Below are 14,718 nucleotides of genomic sequence, written 5' to 3' on the forward strand. Positions count from 1 at the left end.
GTCCCTTCACAGACAACCCGGCAAGCGGGGCAAGATGTCGCTACGCTCAGGCCTCATCCTGTTGCTGGCGCAATTGCTGTGCCTGGCCGAGGCCCTGGCTGCGGAAAAAATGCGCTTGCAACTGCGCTGGCTGCATCAGTTCCAGTTCGCCGGCTACTACATGGCCCAGGAGAAAGGCTTTTACCGTCAGGCCGGGCTGGAGGTGGATATTCGCCAGGGCGGCCCGGGCAGCCCACCGGCGCTGGACAGCCTGCTCGCAGGGGATGCCGACTTCGCCATCAGCAATAGCGGCCTGATCATCGCGCATATGGCCGGCAAACCCGTGGTGGCGCTAGCCGCCATCATGCAAAGCTCGCCCAGCGTCTGGATAGTGCGGGCCGACTCCGGCATCTACACCCCCCAGGACCTGGCCGGCAAACGGGTGATGGTGATGCCGCTGCCGCAAAGCGCAGAACTGCGCATCATGCTGATACGCGAAGGCATCGGCCTCGATCAGATTCAGGAGCAGCCCACCAGCTTCAATCCGCAGGATCTGATCGACGGCAAGACCGACGCCTATAACGGCTACCTGTCCAACGAACCCTTCTGGCTAAAGCAGCAGCAGGTTGCCTATCGCCTGATCAAACCGCGCGAATACGGGGTCAACTTCTACAACGATGTGCTCACTACCCGCCGCGAACTGCTGCAACAGCGTCCGAAGCAGGTGGAAGCCTTTCTCCAGGCCAGCCTGCGCGGCTGGCAGTACGCCATGGACCATATCGAAGAAAGCGTGCAGCTGATCCATCGCAGCTACGCCCCCGACAAGAGCCTGGAACACCTGCGTTTCGAGGCCGAGGAACTGAAGAAACTGGTGATGCCCGAGCTGGTGCAGCTGGGCCATATGAACCCCGGGCGCTGGCAGGCCATCGCCGAGCACTATGTGTCCCTGGACATGGCCCAGGGCCCCATCGAGCTGGACGGTTTTATCTACAACCGCAAGGTCGAAACCGATCACCGCCTGCTCTATCAGGTGCTGGCGGGTGCCGTGCTGATCGTGCTGGCCGTGGCCGCCATCGCCCTGCGCTTTGCCCACCTGAGCAGCCGCCTGCGCCTGGAAGTCGGCCGCCGCCGCGAGGCCGAGGAAAAGCTGCTGTGCAGCAACCAGCAACTCGAGACGCTGGCCAATACCGACCGCCTGACCGGGCAATGGACCCGGCGCAAGTTCGAAGAGGTGGCCCAGCAGGAAATCGCCCGCGCCGAACGTTACCCCCTGGACCTCAGCCTGATCTTTTTCGATATCGACCATTTCAAACTGATCAACGACCAATATGGCCACGAGGTGGGGGACAAGGTACTGAGCGGCGTGGCGCACAGGATCAAGGCCCAGCTGCGCCAATCCGACTGCCTGTGCCGCTGGGGTGGCGAGGAATTCATCATCTTTATGCCGCACACCGACCTGGCCCACGCCTGCGCGATAGCGGAGAAGTTGCGCCTGCTGCTGGTGGCCGAACCGCTACTGGAGCAGATCAGCGTCAGCGCCAGCTTCGGTGTCGCGCAATGGCACCGGGGGCAGCCCCTGAGCGGGCTGGTGGGCTGCGCGGACCAGATGCTCTACCGCGCCAAACAGCTGGGCCGCAACCGGGTCGAATGCCTGGCCAGCGTCACCGCCAGCCCCACGCCATAGCTCGCCACCTGCCGCAAACGTCGCGCCGCTCGGGGAAATCCGACCCCTACTCCGCCAGCAATGCGGCCTGGCTACGCCACTCGGCCAACCAGCCCAGGCCTGCGCCCTCGCCCGGGCGATATTCGGCACCCAGCCAGCCGCGATAGCCCACCTGACGCAAGGCCGCCAAAGCCGCGGCGAAATCCAGCGCGCCGCTGCCCGGTACACCCCGCCCTGGGCAGTCGGCAAACTGCACATGGCCGATGCGCCCGGCCAGCAGTTCGATGCCCGCCCGCAGGTCCAGGCCCTGGCGCGCCATATGGTAGAGGTCGTACTGCGCCGCCAGGTTGGGATGAGCCACCGCACTGAGCAGCGCGTCCAGCTGTTCAGGGGTATTGATCAGGAAACCCGGCATGTCCAGTGGGTTGATCGCCTCGACCAGCACGCCGATGCCCAATAACCCAAAGGCCTCGGCCGCCTGGCGCAGATTGGCCTGCAAACAGGCCAGCGCCTGCTCCGGATCGACGCCCGCCGCCAGACGGCCCGGCAGCACATTGACCCAGGCCGGGCGAACCATGGCCGCATAGCTCAAGGCCTCCTGCAGCGCCGCAGCGAACTCGGCCTGGCGCGCCGGCACGGCGGCCAGGCCGGCACCGCCACTCATCAGATCCCCGGCCGGCAGATTGATCAGCACCAGCGGCATGCCGGCTGCATCCAGGGCTTCTTTCAGGGCAATCGCCGGCAGCTCGTAGGGAAACTGAATTTCCACCCCATCGAAACCGGCGGCAGCCGCTGCCACCACCCGCTCACGCAAGGGCAGTTGGGTAAACAGCATGGACAGATTGGCGGCGATTTTCATAAAGATGTTCCAGTCAGGAGCTACACCCTGCTTTTGTAGGGTGGGTTAGTGGCGCAGAGCAGATTTCCAATATCGGACGCGGAATTTGCGCGCCACGTAACCCACCAGGCGATTTTCGGTTTATCCACCGGGCCATCCCCATCGTCACACCTCGGGCTGCCGATACAGCTGCACCAGGGTCGCGGGGTCATGTTCGAGATGGCCCTGGCTGCCGTGCAGGCGCATCAATTGTGCGGCCAGACCGCTGAGCGGGGTGGCCGCGCCAACCTCGCGGGACAGCTTGACCGCTGTGTCCAGATCCTTGAGCAGGGTGCGCACATGCCACTTGACCGGTTCGAACTGGCTGGCGGCCATTTGCGGGGCGAGAATCTGCAGCGGTTTGGAGTCGGCAAAACCACCGGCCAGGGCATCCGCGAGCAGACTGGCATCGACCCCGGACTGCTCCGCCAGGGCCACCACCTCGGCGAGCACCAGGGCATTGCAGGCGACGATCATCTGGTTGCACACCTTGGTCACCTGGCCGGCCCCGACATCGCCCATGCGCGTCAGGCGCTGGCCCAGATGCGCCAGGATCGGCCGGGCCCGCTCGATATCCTCCTCGCGCCCGCCGGCCATGATCGCCAGGCTGCCGCTGGCCGCCCCCGGCGTACCGCCGGATACCGGCGCATCCATCCAGTGCATGCCGGTGCGCGCCAGCAGTTCGGCGGCCATCTCGCGGGTGGCGGCCGGTTCCAGGCTGGAAAAATCCACCAGCAACTGCCCGGGCCGCGCACCCTCGACTATGCCGCCGGGACCGAACACCACCTCGCGCACCACCTCGGTATTGGCCAGGCAGAGCATGATGATATTGGCATCGGTGCACAGCTCCGCGGGGCTCGCCACACACAAGGCACCCTGGGCAGTCAGCGAGACGCACTTGTCCGGCGTGCGATTCCATAGACTCAGGGGGTAGCCGGCAGCCAGCAGACGACGACTCATGGGCAGGCCCATCAGGCCAATACCGGCGAATGCCAGGGCGGGGAGCGAGGTGGACATGGGCGGACTCCTGCATAAAGAAGGCGGCCATTTTAACCCGCAGCGGGGCAACTTCGGCTGCCTGACATCACAGGCCAACGCGCCAATCCACACAAGCGCCACAATCCCTTTATACTCCGCCCGCTTTCCCCGCTATTGAACCGGAGAACCCCCATGTTGAAACGTACCCTGGCCGTCGCTGCAGGCGTTGCCCTGAGCCTTACCGCCGCCCTTTCGCAAGCTGCCGACACCCTGCGTGTCTCGGCCATACCCGATGAAGCCCCCACCGAACTGCTGCGCAAGTTCAAGCCTCTGGGTGCCTACCTGGAACAGCAGCTGGACATGAAAGTCGAGTTCGTCCCTGTATCCGACTACGCCGCCGTGGTCGAAGCCATTGCCGCCGACCGTATCGACCTGGCCTGGCTGGGCGGTTTCACCTTCGTCCAGGCCCGTCTGAAAACCGCCGACACCGCGCACCCGGCGATCCCCCTGGTACAGCGCGCCGAAGACGAAAAATTCACCAGCAAGATCATCAGCGCCGACCCAAGCGTGAACTCGCTGCAGGACCTGAAAGGCAAGACCTTCGCCTTCGGCTCGGTGTCGTCCACTTCGGGCAGCCTGATGCCGCGCTTCTTTATGCTGCAGGACGGCATCAACCCGGAAACCTTCTTCAGCCGCATCGCCTACTCCGGTGCCCATGACGCCACTGCCGCCTGGGTCCAGGCCGGCAAGGCCGACGGCGGCGTACTCAACGCCAGCGTGTGGGACAAGCTGGTCGCCGCCGGCAAGGTCGATAGCGACAAGGTCAAGGTCATCGCCACCACCCCGCCCTACTTCGATTACAACTGGACCGTGCGCGGCACCCTGGATGCGGGCCTGCGCGACAAGATCCAGGCCGCCTTCCTCGCGCTCGACCCGGCCAACCCGGAACACAAGGCGATCCTCGACCTGCAGGCCGCCAGTCGCTTTATCCCGACCCAGGCCGAAAACTACCAGGGCATCGAGCAAGCAGCTGAAGCGGCCGGCCTGTTGAAGTGAGTGTCAGCCTCAGCGGCGTGGGCCTGACCCACGCCAACGGCCAGGTTGCGCTCAGCGGTATCGATCTACAGGTTGGCAGCGGCGAACGGCTGGCCATTATCGGCCCCTCCGGTGCCGGCAAGACCAGCCTGCTGCGCCTGCTGGCCAGCAACCTGCAGCCCAGCAGCGGCCAGCTCAGCCTGCTCGACCAGGACCCCTGGCAGCTCGGCGCACGCCAGCGCCAGCAGCTGCGCGCGCGCATCGGTCTGATTCACCAGGCACCGCCCCTGCCGCCCCGGCAGCGGGTGGTGACGGCGGTGCTGGCCGGCAAGCTTGGTCAATGGTCCCTGGGCAAGAGCCTGCTCAGCCTGCTGCACCCGGTGGATATGCCCGGTGCCCAGGCCACGTTGGCGCGCCTGGACCTGGCGGACAAACTATTCGAGCGTTGCGATCAGCTGTCCGGCGGCCAGCTGCAGCGGGTCGGCATTGCCCGGGTGCTGTACCAGGCTCCGGAGCTGATCCTCGCCGACGAACCGGTGTCGGCCATGGACCCGGTACTGGCCGGGCATACCCTGAGCGTGCTCAATGAGGAGGCCAGCCGGCGCGGCATGACCCTGCTGGCCAGCCTGCATGCGGTGGAGCTGGCCCTGGCGCAGTTCCCGCGGATTATCGGCGTGCGCGAAGGGCGTATCGTCTTCGATCTGCCGCCGGCCAGCATCAGTGCGGCCCAGCTCGAGACCCTGTATGCCAACGAACAGCTGCAACCCCTGCCCGCCTCGCCCGCGACAGTACAGACCAGCCTGCAGATCCCGCGATGCTGAAACCCGCACTGCATGATCCGGCCGTCCTGCCGCGCCTGGCCCTGACCCTGCTGGCGCTGTTGTTGCTGTGGCCAGGTCTGACGCTTAGCGAGCTGAACCTGGCGGTGCTGTTCGATGAACAGAACGCGAGCAATATGGGGCGCTTTCTCGCCGACTTCTGGCCGCTGGCCCGTGATCGCGAGTTCCTCCAGCTGCTCGGTCAAGCCACCCTGGAAACCCTGGCTATCGCCACCGCCGGCATGGCCCTGGCGCTGTTGATCGCGATACCCGGCGCGCTGCTGGCCAGCCGCGCGCTGTCGCTTTCCGCTGTGCACAGGGGCGGTCGCCCGGCCTGGTGGGCACAGGCGCTGCGCTGGCCGGTGCGCGGCCTGCTGATCGTGCTGCGCAGCGTGCCGGAGATCGTCTGGGCGCTGCTGTTCGTGCGCGCCGTGGGCCTGGGCCCGACCGCCGGGGTGCTGGCCATCGCCATCACCTACAGCGGCATGCTGGGCAAGGTCTATGCGGAGATCTTCGAGTCGGTCGACCCGCGCCCCAGTCGCGCCCTGCTGGTCGCCGGCAGCCCGCGTCTGGCGGCCTTCGCCTATGGCGTACTGCCGGGTGCCGCCGCCGAGATGCTGTCCTACACGGTGTACCGCTGGGAATGCGCGATCCGCGCCTCGGTGGTGATGGGCTTCGTCGGCGCTGGCGGCCTGGGCCAGCAGATCGACCTGTCGATGCGCATGTTCGCCGGCGGCGAAGTGGCCAGCATGCTGCTGACCTTCCTCGCCCTGGTGCTGCTGGCCGACCAGATCAGCCGCCTGCTGCGCACCCGCCTGCTATGAAAACGAGCCCGCCCTTGCGCACCTCGACCCTGCTCAACTACGGCCTGCTGCTGGCACTGCTGACGGCGGTCGTCGCCTCCTTCCGCTACCTGGGCATCGACCTCGGCGCGCTGTTTCAGGGCGACAGCCTGAGCCAGATGGGCCGCTACGCCGGCAGCTTCCTCAGCCCGGACTTCTCGTCGGCCCACATGCGGGCCATCGGCCTCGGCGCGCTGGAAACCCTGGCCATGTCGGCGCTCGGCACCCTGTTGGCGGCCCTGCTCGGCCTGTTGCTGGCCCTGCCGGCAGCCGGCCGTTTTGGCTGGCTGGCCCAGAGCCTGGCGCGCTTGCTGCTGAACGCCCTGCGGGCGATTCCCGAGCTGGTATGGGCGGCCCTGGTGGTGCTGGCCGCGGGTCTGGGGCCGAATGCCGGCACCCTGGCCCTGGCCCTGCACACCAGCGGAGTGCTCGGCCGGCTGTTCGCCGAGGCCCTGGAGAACAGTCCGACCGAACCGGCCGAGGCGATCCGCCTGGGCGGTGGCGGTCATATCGCGGCCTTCTGCTACGGCACCCTACCCTGCATCTGGCCGCAGCTGATCGCCTATTCGCTGTACCGCTGGGAAAACAATATCCGCATGGCCAGCGTGCTCGGCTTCGTCGGTGCCGGCGGCCTGGGGCAGATGCTCTACGTCAGCCTCAGCCTGTTCCAGCAAGCCCAGGCGGCGACGGTGATCCTGGCCATGCTGCTGCTGGTGCTGGCGGTCGACGCCTTCAGCGGCTGGGTACGCCAGCGCTGGGTCAGCGCGTAAATCCAAGCTTTATGCGCAAGACCTGCAATCTCGTAGGGAGGACATGCCAAAGGCTTGTCCGCCATCTGGCCGCCGGCGGTGCACAAGGCTGTGCCATGCCCCCTATAAACACGCACTTCGCAGCCCGGATACAATCCGGGAGCGGTCATACGGCAATCTAATTCCCCGGACTACCTCACAGCATCCTAGAACCCATCTTTTTCCAGATGATCGAGATCCACCGGGTCGCCGCTATGGGCTCCCAGAATGCTGCGGATATGTTCGAACATCTGGTCGTACTCGCCATGGCCACGCATGATCATGCTGTGACTGGTCGGTAGCCCATGCTTCTGCGCCAAGCGGGTAGCGACGCTGGCGAAGTTGAAGGCGGTATCGCGGTGCAGTTCGAACTGCTCCTCGAAGGCCTTGCCCGCCACTTCGCCGACCATGCGCATATGCAGCATCGCCCCTTCTACCGGGTCCTGGCGCACCTCGTAATAGAGGTCGATGCTGAATACGGGCTGATCGGCACTGGCAAACTGGTTGGCGCGGTGCAGGTGTCCTGGTTCGAACATGGTCGTTCTCCCTCCTGGTTGCCGAACCTGTTGCCGCCTGATCGGACAAGGGCAACAGGCACTGGAACCTCAGCATAACCGCTCCGCCGACATCTGCATGCCCGAGCGCAGCCCCCTGGCGCGGGGCTTGCGCGCCAGATCAGTGCAGCGCTGGGGCCACCGTGCGCTCCTGGGCCAGCACCCAGGGGGCCACTACCACGGCCCAGAGCTGCGGATCGCGCTGCAACAGGTCGGCGGCGCAGTCATCGTCGACACGGCGCAACTGGCCAGCCTCCAGCCAGGCAGCGACCCGGCCTTGATCGTTCTGCGCCACGGCCTCGGCCACTGCGATCAGATCCTGGCTGCCCTCGACCAGCAGCAGGGCACCGCGGGCAAAGAACGGCTGCAGTTCCTGCCAGCTAATAGGTGCAGTTTCTCCAAGCAGCTTGGCATAGAGGGTGCTAGGTTGTTCATTCATGGATTGCCCTGTCGTGGATGGCCGTTTACAGATCGGTCGCCATAATAGCGTCAGCCGGTCAGCGACGACGGCAACGGCACGTAAGACACGCCGTTTTTCTATACGTTTATTGCAATAACGCGACACCCTTGGGTTTTGCCCCCAGCTAGCGGCTTTTCAAGGCGCAAAGCCGCGCTCTACACTGCAGCGGTAAAGTTGCCGGGGGTATGACCGGGGGGAAATCCCGGTTCTGCAGCTTTGGCCGCCAGAACTACAACAACGAAAATCAATAAGAGTGGAGCACTATGAACAAGGCTACTAAGCAGATTTCCAAACTGTTTGCCGCCATGGCCATGGCCGGCGTTGCCAGCTACTCGGTAGCGGCAGACACCATCAAGATCGGCCTGGCGGGTCCGGTTACCGGTGCCGTCGCGCAATACGGCGAAATGCAGTTCATCGGTGCCAAGATGGCCATCGAGCAGATCAACAAGGCCGGCGGGGTCAACGGCGCGATGCTCGAAGGCGTGGTCTACGACGATGCTTGCGATCCGAAGCAAGCCGTGGCCGTGGCCAACAAGATCGTCAACGACGAAATCAAGTTCGTGGTTGGCCACCTCTGCTCCAGCTCCACCCAGCCAGCGTCCGACATCTACGAAGACGAAGGCATCCTGATGATTACCGCAGCCTCCACCAGCCCGGACATCACCGCCCGTGGCTATGAGCTGCTGTTCCGCACCATCGGCCTGGACAGCCTGCAGGGCCCGACCGCCGGCAACTACATCGCCGACCACGTCAAGCCCAAGGCCGTTGCGGTCATCCACGACAAGCAGCAGTACGGCGAAGGCATTGCCACCGCGGTCAAGCAGACCCTGGAAAGCAAAGGCACCAAGGTCGCCCTGTTCGAAGGCATCAACGCCGGCGACAAGGACTTCTCCGCGATGATCGCCAAGCTCAAGCAAGCCGGTGTGGACTTCGTCTACTACGGCGGCTACCACCCTGAACTGGGCCTGCTGCTGCGTCAGTCGGCGGAAAAAGGCCTGAGCGCCAAGTTCATGGGCCCGGAAGGCGTGGGCAACAAGGAAATCTCGGCCATCGCTGGCCCGGCTTCCGAAGGCATGCTGGTCACCCTGCCGAAATCCTTCGATCAGGATCCACGCAACCAGGCGCTGGTTGAAGCATTCAAAGCCAAGAACGAAGACGCCAGCGGCCCGTTCGTGTTCCCGGCCTACGCCGCCGTGCAGGTAATTGCCGAAGGCATCGAGAAAGCCGGCGACACCGACACCGCCAAGGTAGCCGCAGCCCTGCGCGCCAACAGCTTCGACACCCCTACGGGGGTGCTCAGCTTCGACGAGAAGGGCGACCTGAAGGACTTCAGCTTCGTGGTCTACGAATGGCACCAGGACGGCAGCAAGACCGAAGCGCCGCTGAACTGATAACGCGGCTTCCCGCCTGAACCCAAAGCCCACTGCACCGCAGTGGGTTTTGTTTATTAGAAGAATTCCGGTCTCACTCTGCGCCACAAGCGCTGACGTGCGTGACGACCCAGGAGTTAGGCAATGCCTGATCTTTATCACTACCTGCAACAGCTGATCAACGGCCTGACCGTTGGCAGTACCTATGCCCTGATTGCCATCGGCTACACCATGGTCTACGGCATCATCGGCATGATCAACTTCGCCCACGGCGAGGTGTACATGATTGGCTCCTATGTAGTCTTTATCGTGATCGCCGGCCTGGCCATGTTCGGCCTGGACAGCTTGCCGCTGATGATGATCGCCGGCTTTGCCGCCAGCATCATTGTCGCCAGCGCCTACGGTTACAGCATCGAACGGGTCGCCTATCGCCCTCTGCGCGGCGGTAATCGCTTGATCCCACTGATCTCGGCAATCGGCATGTCGATCTTCCTGCAGAACCTTGTACTGCTGTCCCAGGATTCCAAGGACAAGGCCATCCCCAACCCCCTGCCAGGCAATTTCGTGCTCGGGGAAAGCGCCATGAACGGCGTGGTGATTTCCTATATGCAGGTACTGATCTTCGTCGTCACCTTCCTGGCCATGGTCGGCCTGACCCTGTTTATCTCCCGCTCGCGTCTGGGCCGGGCCTGCCGGGCCTGCGCCGAAGACCTGAAGATGGCCAACCTGCTGGGCATCAATACCAACAACATCATCAGCCTGACCTTCGTTATCGGTGCTGCCCTGGCGGCCGTGGCGGCGGTGCTGCTGGGCATGCAGTACGGCGTGATCAACCCGCACCTGGGCTTCCTCGCCGGGATCAAGGCCTTCACCGCCGCGGTACTGGGCGGTATCGGCAGCATCCCCGGCGCGGTCCTCGGCGGTCTGCTGCTGGGCGTGGCCGAAGCCTTCGGTGCCGATATCTTCGGCGACCAGTACAAGGACGTGGTGGCCTTCAGCCTGCTGGTACTGGTGCTGCTGTTCCGCCCGACCGGCATCCTTGGTCGTCCGGAGGTTGAAAAGGTATGAGTTCGCCAACCATGAAAAACTTCAAGATCGCGTTCTTCAGCGCCCTGCTGGTGCTGGCCGTGGCCTACCCGGTGCTGGGTCTGAAGCTCTCCACCATCGGCATCAAGCTGCAGGTAGAAGGGGCCAGCCCGGCGGCGCTGTGGACCATCGGCGGTTGCGCCATTGCCATGTTCTTCTGGCAATTGTTCCGTGACCAGGTACGCGCCGCCTGGAGCCACGCGCCCAAGCTGCCCAGCATGCCGGGCAAGGCCAGCGAGTTCCTCACCCTGCCCTCGACCCAGCGCTGGGTCGTTCTTGCGCTGATCGTGGTGGCGCTGGCCTGGCCGTTCTTCGGCTCGCGCGGGGCGGTGGATATCGCCACCCTGATCCTGATCTACGTGATGCTCGGTCTCGGTCTGAACATCGTGGTGGGTCTGGCCGGCCTGCTCGACCTCGGCTACGTGGCCTTCTACGCCGTGGGTGCCTACAGCTATGCGCTGCTGTCGTTCTACTTCGGCCTGAGCTTCTGGATCTGCCTGCCGATCGCCGGCCTGATGGCGGCGTTCTTCGGCTTTATCCTGGGCTTCCCGGTGCTGCGCCTGCGCGGCGACTACCTGGCCATCGTCACCCTGGGTTTCGGCGAGATCATCCGCATCCTGCTGAACAACATGACCTGGCTCACCGGCGGCCCCAACGGCATCGGTTCGATCCCCAAGCCGACCCTGTTCGGCCTGTCGTTCGACCGCAAGGCAGCCGAGGGCATGCAGACTTTCCACGAGTACTTCGGGGTGGCCTACAACTCGATCAACAAGGTGATATTCCTCTACCTGATCGCCCTGGTGCTGGTGCTGCTGACCCTGTTCGTGATCAACCGCCTACTGCGCATGCCGATCGGCCGCGCCTGGGAAGCCCTGCGCGAAGATGAGATTGCATGCCGCGCTCTGGGCATGAACCCCACCGCAATCAAGCTCTCGGCCTTTACCCTCGGTGCCTGCTTCGCCGGTTTCGCCGGCAGCTTCTTCGCCGCGCGCCAGGGCCTGGTCAGCCCGCAGTCGTTCACCTTTATCGAGTCGGCGATCATCCTCGCCATCGTCGTACTGGGCGGCATGGGCTCGCAACTGGGGATCATCCTGGCGGCCATCGTGATGATCCTGCTGCCGGAACTGGCACGGGAATTCAACGAGTACCGCATGCTGATGTTCGGTGCCCTGATGGTACTGATGATGATCTGGCGTCCGCAGGGCCTGCTGCCCATGCAACGCCCGCACCTGGAGCTGAAACAATGAGCCGCCCGATTCTAGAAGTAAGCGGCCTGTCCATGCGCTTCGGCGGCTTGCTGGCCGTCAACGGGGTAAGCCTGCAGGTCAACGAGCGGCAGGTGGTGTCGATGATCGGCCCCAACGGTGCCGGCAAGACCACGGTGTTCAACTGCCTGACCGGCTTCTACCAGCCCACCAGCGGCAACATCCGCCTCAACGGCGAGCAGATCGAAGGCCTGCCCGGCCACAAGATCGCCCGTAAAGGCGTGGTGCGCACCTTCCAGAACGTGCGCCTGTTCAAGGACATGACTGCAGTGGAAAACCTGCTGGTGGCTCAGCATCGCCACCTCAACACCAACTTCATCGCCGGTCTGTTGAAGACCCCGGCGTTTCGCAAGAGCGAACGCGAGGCCATGGAATACGCCGCGCACTGGCTGGAACAGGTCAACCTGACCGAATTCGCCAACCGCCCGGCCGGCACCCTCGCCTACGGTCAGCAACGTCGCCTGGAAATCGCCCGCTGCATGATGACCCGGCCGAGCATCCTGATGCTCGACGAGCCGGCCGCCGGCCTCAACCCGCGCGAGACCGACGACCTCAAGGCGCTTATTCGTATGCTACGCGACGAACATAACGTCACCGTGCTGCTGATCGAGCACGACATGAAGCTGGTCATGAGCATTTCCGACCATATCTATGTGATCAACCAGGGCACGCCCCTGGCCGACGGCACGCCGGAGCAGATCCGCGAAAACCCGGACGTGATCAAAGCCTACCTGGGGGAAGCTTGATGCTGTATTTCGAGAATGTTTCCACCTTCTACGGCAAGATTCAGGCGCTGCATGACGTCAACGTCGAAGTACGCCAGGGCGAAATCGTCACCCTGATCGGAGCCAACGGTGCCGGTAAATCCACCCTGCTGATGACCCTCTGCGGTTCGCCCCAGGCGAGCAGCGGCAGCATCCGCTACCAGGGCGAGGAACTGATCGGCCAGGACACCCCGGACATCATGCGCAAGAGCATCGCCGTGGTGCCGGAAGGCCGCCGGGTGTTCTCGCGCCTGAGCGTGGAAGAAAACCTGGTGATGGGCGGTTTCTTCGGCAGCAAGGCCGACAATCAGGAACAGATGGACAAGGTGCTGCACCTGTTCCCACGCCTCAAGGAACGCTTTGCCCAGCGTGCCGGCACCATGTCCGGCGGCGAGCAGCAGATGCTCGCCATCGGCCGTGCACTGATGAGCAAGCCCAAGCTGCTGCTGCTCGACGAGCCGTCCCTGGGCCTGGCTCCGATCATCATCCAGCAGATCTTCGACATCATCGAACAGCTGCGCAAGGACGGTGTAACGGTGTTCCTGGTCGAACAGAACGCCAACCAGGCGCTCAAGCTGGCCGACCGTGGCTATGTGCTGGAGAACGGCCGGATCGTAATGCAGGGCAGCGGCCATGATCTGCTCAACGACCCGAAGGTACGCGACGCCTACCTGGGCGGCTAAAAACTACTGCGCTAGGTTTTTAAACTTACCTTGCTCAATCGAAACCGCTCCTCGGAGCGGTTTTTTATGGCCTGCCATCCCTGGCGGCCACCCTGCGGGCCGTCGCTGCGCGACGTTAAAAATGATTCCCGATCATTTTTTATGGCCGGCCATCCATGGTGGCCACCCTTTGGGCCGTCGTTGCGCGACGTTAAAAATGGCTCACGGCCATTTATTTATCTTCGCCGCCCGCCGTTCGCCCATTGCTGCGTGCATCGCGCGCCCGGCCAGTTACAATGGTCGCCCTTTTTTGCCGATGCGTGCTTCCATGACCGACCCGATACGCCTGTCCAAACGCCTGATCGAAGAGATCGGCTGCTCGCGCCGCGAGGCCGAACTCTATATCGAAGGCGGCTGGGTCACGGTGGATGGCGTGGTGGTGGAAGAACCGCAATTCAAGGTCGCCGAACAGCGCGTCGAGCTGCTGCCCAATGCCGTGCTGACCCCGGTCGAGCCGGTCACCCTGCTGCTCAATGTACCCAACGGCCACTCGCCCGATCGCGCCGTAGAAAGCATCAGCCCGGCCAGCCACTGGCCCGACGACGGCTCGGGCATCCGCCCGCTGAAAAGCCATTTCGCCCGCCTCACCTCCTGCATTCCACTGCAGGCCGGGGCCGATGGCCTGCACGTACTGACCCAGGACTGGCGCATCGAGCGCAAGCTCAAGGAAGACCTGAGCAAGCTGGAGCAGGAATACGTGGTCGAGGTCGTGGGCACCTTGAGCGCCAGCCAGCTCAAGCGCCTGGCTCACGGCCTGATCTTCAACGGTGTGGCCTTGCCCCCCTGCAAGGTCAGCTGGCAGAACGAAACCCGCCTGCGCTTCGCCCTGAAGAACCCTCTTCCCGGCCAGATCGTCTTTATGTGCAACAGCGTCGATCTCAAGGTGCTGGGCATGAAGCGCATCCGCATCGGCGGAGTGCCGATGGCCAAGGTCCAGCCGGGACAATGGCGCTACCTGGCAGCGAAAGAACGCTTCTAACTATTTTTCAGCTGCCGCCGCCTGTGTGGCAGCCCTCTTCAGGACACCCCCATGCTTAATAACGATGTACTGCGCAGCCTGCGCTATATGCTCGACGTCAGCGATGCGCAGCTGAGCGAAATCATCCAGCTCAGCGGCAAGCAGGTTGCCCTCGACGACCTCGCGGCCATGCTCAAGAAGGAAGATGAAGACGGCTTTGTCGCCTGCGACGACGAGCTGATGGCCCACGCCCTGGACGGCCTGGTGTACTTCAAGCGCGGCAAGGACGACAGTCGTCCGCCCCAGCCGTTCGAGCTGCCGGTGACCAACAATATGGTGCTGAAGAAACTGCGCGTGGCCTTCGAGCTGAAGGAAGACGATATGCACGCCATCATGAACAGCGTCGACTGCCCGGTTTCAAAACCGGAGATGAGCGCACTGTTTCGCAAGTTCGGCCACAGCAACTACCGCACCTGTGGCGACCAGTTTCTGCGCAACTTTCTCAAGGGCCTGACCCTGCGCGTGCGCGGCTAAGTCGGCGGCAAGCTGCCATGCCTGA

General features: G+C 63.9%; 16 protein-coding genes. 12 read left to right on the forward strand and 4 right to left on the reverse strand.

Features of this window, described 5'->3' with window-relative positions; all coding sequences use genetic code 11:
- The first annotated feature begins 34 nt into the window (after positions 1-34).
- A complete protein-coding gene (locus WMW70_RS06940) occupies positions 35-1,663 on the forward strand; it encodes an ABC transporter substrate-binding protein (RefSeq protein ID WP_341436789.1) in 1,629 nt (542 codons plus the stop codon).
- Between the two features lie 46 nt (positions 1,664-1,709).
- Here WMW70_RS06940 and WMW70_RS06945 read toward each other — a convergent pair whose 3' ends face one another.
- Positions 1,710-2,501 carry a hydroxypyruvate isomerase family protein gene (locus tag WMW70_RS06945; protein WP_341436790.1) on the reverse strand — a complete coding sequence of 264 codons (792 nt, stop codon included), beginning with the start codon at positions 2,499-2,501 and terminating at the stop codon, positions 1,710-1,712.
- A 144-nt stretch (positions 2,502-2,645) separates the two neighbouring features.
- Entirely contained in the window at positions 2,646-3,536 is an 891-nt protein-coding gene (locus WMW70_RS06950) for an NAD(P)-dependent oxidoreductase (protein WP_341436791.1), read from the reverse strand.
- Positions 3,537-3,689: 153 nt separating this feature from the next.
- Between WMW70_RS06950 and WMW70_RS06955 the strand changes: the two genes are divergently transcribed.
- From WMW70_RS06955 to phnE, 4 genes are read left to right on the forward strand one after another with little or no spacing between them, the layout of a single operon-like run.
- Entirely contained in the window at positions 3,690-4,553 is an 864-nt protein-coding gene (locus WMW70_RS06955; RefSeq protein WP_341436792.1) for a putative selenate ABC transporter substrate-binding protein, read from the forward strand.
- Positions 4,550-5,353: a phosphonate ABC transporter ATP-binding protein gene (locus WMW70_RS06960; RefSeq protein WP_341436793.1), complete on the forward strand. Its 804-nt coding sequence runs from the start codon at positions 4,550-4,552 to the stop codon at positions 5,351-5,353. The genes WMW70_RS06955 and WMW70_RS06960 overlap by 4 nt, the downstream gene beginning before the upstream one ends.
- Positions 5,347-6,174, forward strand: a complete 828-nt coding sequence (locus WMW70_RS06965) for a PhnE/PtxC family ABC transporter permease (protein WP_341436794.1) — start codon at positions 5,347-5,349, stop codon at positions 6,172-6,174. Before WMW70_RS06960 ends, WMW70_RS06965 begins: the two co-directional genes overlap by 7 nt.
- A 14-nt stretch (positions 6,175-6,188) precedes the next feature.
- On the forward strand, positions 6,189-6,962 hold the full coding sequence (phnE, locus tag WMW70_RS06970; RefSeq protein WP_445942116.1) for a phosphonate ABC transporter, permease protein PhnE: 774 nt from the start codon (positions 6,189-6,191) through the stop codon (positions 6,960-6,962).
- A 185-nt stretch (positions 6,963-7,147) separates the two neighbouring features.
- On the opposite strand, the gene WMW70_RS06975 is transcribed toward phnE, so the two are convergent.
- Together WMW70_RS06975 and WMW70_RS06980 are read right to left on the reverse strand one after the other, a co-directional pair.
- The gene (locus WMW70_RS06975) at positions 7,148-7,516 is read right to left on the reverse strand and encodes a DUF5064 family protein (RefSeq protein WP_341436796.1); all 369 of its coding nucleotides are present in this window, start codon (positions 7,514-7,516) and stop codon (positions 7,148-7,150) included.
- Between the two features lie 139 nt (positions 7,517-7,655).
- Positions 7,656-7,973: a DUF2288 domain-containing protein gene (locus tag WMW70_RS06980; protein WP_341436797.1), complete on the reverse strand. Its 318-nt coding sequence runs from the start codon at positions 7,971-7,973 to the stop codon at positions 7,656-7,658.
- A gap of 284 nt (positions 7,974-8,257) precedes the next feature.
- Here WMW70_RS06980 and WMW70_RS06985 point away from each other — a divergent pair, with 284 nt between their 5' ends.
- From WMW70_RS06985 to WMW70_RS07015, 7 genes are all read left to right on the forward strand, one after another.
- Positions 8,258-9,385 carry a branched-chain amino acid ABC transporter substrate-binding protein gene (locus WMW70_RS06985; protein WP_341436798.1) on the forward strand — a complete coding sequence of 376 codons (1,128 nt, stop codon included), beginning with the start codon at positions 8,258-8,260 and terminating at the stop codon, positions 9,383-9,385.
- A gap of 123 nt (positions 9,386-9,508) precedes the next feature.
- On the forward strand, positions 9,509-10,432 hold the full coding sequence (gene livH / locus WMW70_RS06990; protein ID WP_325504435.1) for a high-affinity branched-chain amino acid ABC transporter permease LivH: 924 nt from the start codon (positions 9,509-9,511) through the stop codon (positions 10,430-10,432).
- A gap of 11 nt (positions 10,433-10,443) precedes the next feature.
- Positions 10,444-11,697 carry a high-affinity branched-chain amino acid ABC transporter permease LivM gene (locus WMW70_RS06995; protein WP_341437044.1) on the forward strand — a complete coding sequence of 418 codons (1,254 nt, stop codon included), beginning with the start codon at positions 10,444-10,446 and terminating at the stop codon, positions 11,695-11,697.
- Positions 11,694-12,461 (forward strand): high-affinity branched-chain amino acid ABC transporter ATP-binding protein LivG, encoded by a 768-nt coding sequence (gene livG / locus WMW70_RS07000; protein ID WP_341436799.1) that lies wholly within the window; start codon positions 11,694-11,696, stop codon positions 12,459-12,461. The genes WMW70_RS06995 and livG overlap by 4 nt, the downstream gene beginning before the upstream one ends.
- On the forward strand, positions 12,461-13,162 hold the full coding sequence (locus tag WMW70_RS07005; protein ID WP_341436800.1) for an ABC transporter ATP-binding protein: 702 nt from the start codon (positions 12,461-12,463) through the stop codon (positions 13,160-13,162). The genes livG and WMW70_RS07005 overlap by 1 nt, the downstream gene beginning before the upstream one ends.
- Positions 13,163-13,469: 307 nt before the next feature.
- The gene (locus tag WMW70_RS07010; protein ID WP_341436801.1) at positions 13,470-14,180 is read left to right on the forward strand and encodes an rRNA pseudouridine synthase; all 711 of its coding nucleotides are present in this window, start codon (positions 13,470-13,472) and stop codon (positions 14,178-14,180) included.
- A gap of 51 nt (positions 14,181-14,231) precedes the next feature.
- A complete protein-coding gene (locus WMW70_RS07015) occupies positions 14,232-14,693 on the forward strand; it encodes a DUF1456 family protein (protein WP_341436802.1) in 462 nt (153 codons plus the stop codon).
- Positions 14,694-14,718: the final 25 nt, after the last annotated feature.

Origin of the sequence: Pseudomonas sp. XK-1, from assembly GCF_038069885.1 — a bacterium.
GTDB lineage: Bacteria > Pseudomonadota > Gammaproteobacteria > Pseudomonadales > Pseudomonadaceae > Aquipseudomonas.

Excerpts from the sequence above, each read along its gene's own strand:
- WMW70_RS06940 (WP_341436789.1), top strand. The coding sequence starts at position 35 with ATGTCGCTACGCTCAGGCCTCATCCTGTTGCTGGCGCAATTGCTGTGC.
- WMW70_RS06945 (WP_341436790.1), bottom strand. The coding sequence starts at position 2,501 with ATGAAAATCGCCGCCAATCTGTCCATGCTGTTTACCCAACTGCCCTTG.
- WMW70_RS06950 (WP_341436791.1), bottom strand. The coding sequence starts at position 3,536 with ATGTCCACCTCGCTCCCCGCCCTGGCATTCGCCGGTATTGGCCTGATG.
- WMW70_RS06955 (WP_341436792.1), top strand. The coding sequence starts at position 3,690 with ATGTTGAAACGTACCCTGGCCGTCGCTGCAGGCGTTGCCCTGAGCCTT.
- WMW70_RS06965 (WP_341436794.1), top strand. The coding sequence starts at position 5,347 with ATGCTGAAACCCGCACTGCATGATCCGGCCGTCCTGCCGCGCCTGGCC.
- WMW70_RS06975 (WP_341436796.1), bottom strand. The coding sequence starts at position 7,516 with ATGTTCGAACCAGGACACCTGCACCGCGCCAACCAGTTTGCCAGTGCC.
- WMW70_RS06980 (WP_341436797.1), bottom strand. The coding sequence starts at position 7,973 with ATGAATGAACAACCTAGCACCCTCTATGCCAAGCTGCTTGGAGAAACT.
- WMW70_RS06985 (WP_341436798.1), top strand. The coding sequence starts at position 8,258 with ATGAACAAGGCTACTAAGCAGATTTCCAAACTGTTTGCCGCCATGGCC.
- livH (WP_325504435.1), top strand. The coding sequence starts at position 9,509 with ATGCCTGATCTTTATCACTACCTGCAACAGCTGATCAACGGCCTGACC.
- WMW70_RS06995 (WP_341437044.1), top strand. The coding sequence starts at position 10,444 with ATGAAAAACTTCAAGATCGCGTTCTTCAGCGCCCTGCTGGTGCTGGCC.
- livG (WP_341436799.1), top strand. The coding sequence starts at position 11,694 with ATGAGCCGCCCGATTCTAGAAGTAAGCGGCCTGTCCATGCGCTTCGGC.
- WMW70_RS07005 (WP_341436800.1), top strand. The coding sequence starts at position 12,461 with ATGCTGTATTTCGAGAATGTTTCCACCTTCTACGGCAAGATTCAGGCG.
- WMW70_RS07010 (WP_341436801.1), top strand. The coding sequence starts at position 13,470 with ATGACCGACCCGATACGCCTGTCCAAACGCCTGATCGAAGAGATCGGC.
- WMW70_RS07015 (WP_341436802.1), top strand. The coding sequence starts at position 14,232 with ATGCTTAATAACGATGTACTGCGCAGCCTGCGCTATATGCTCGACGTC.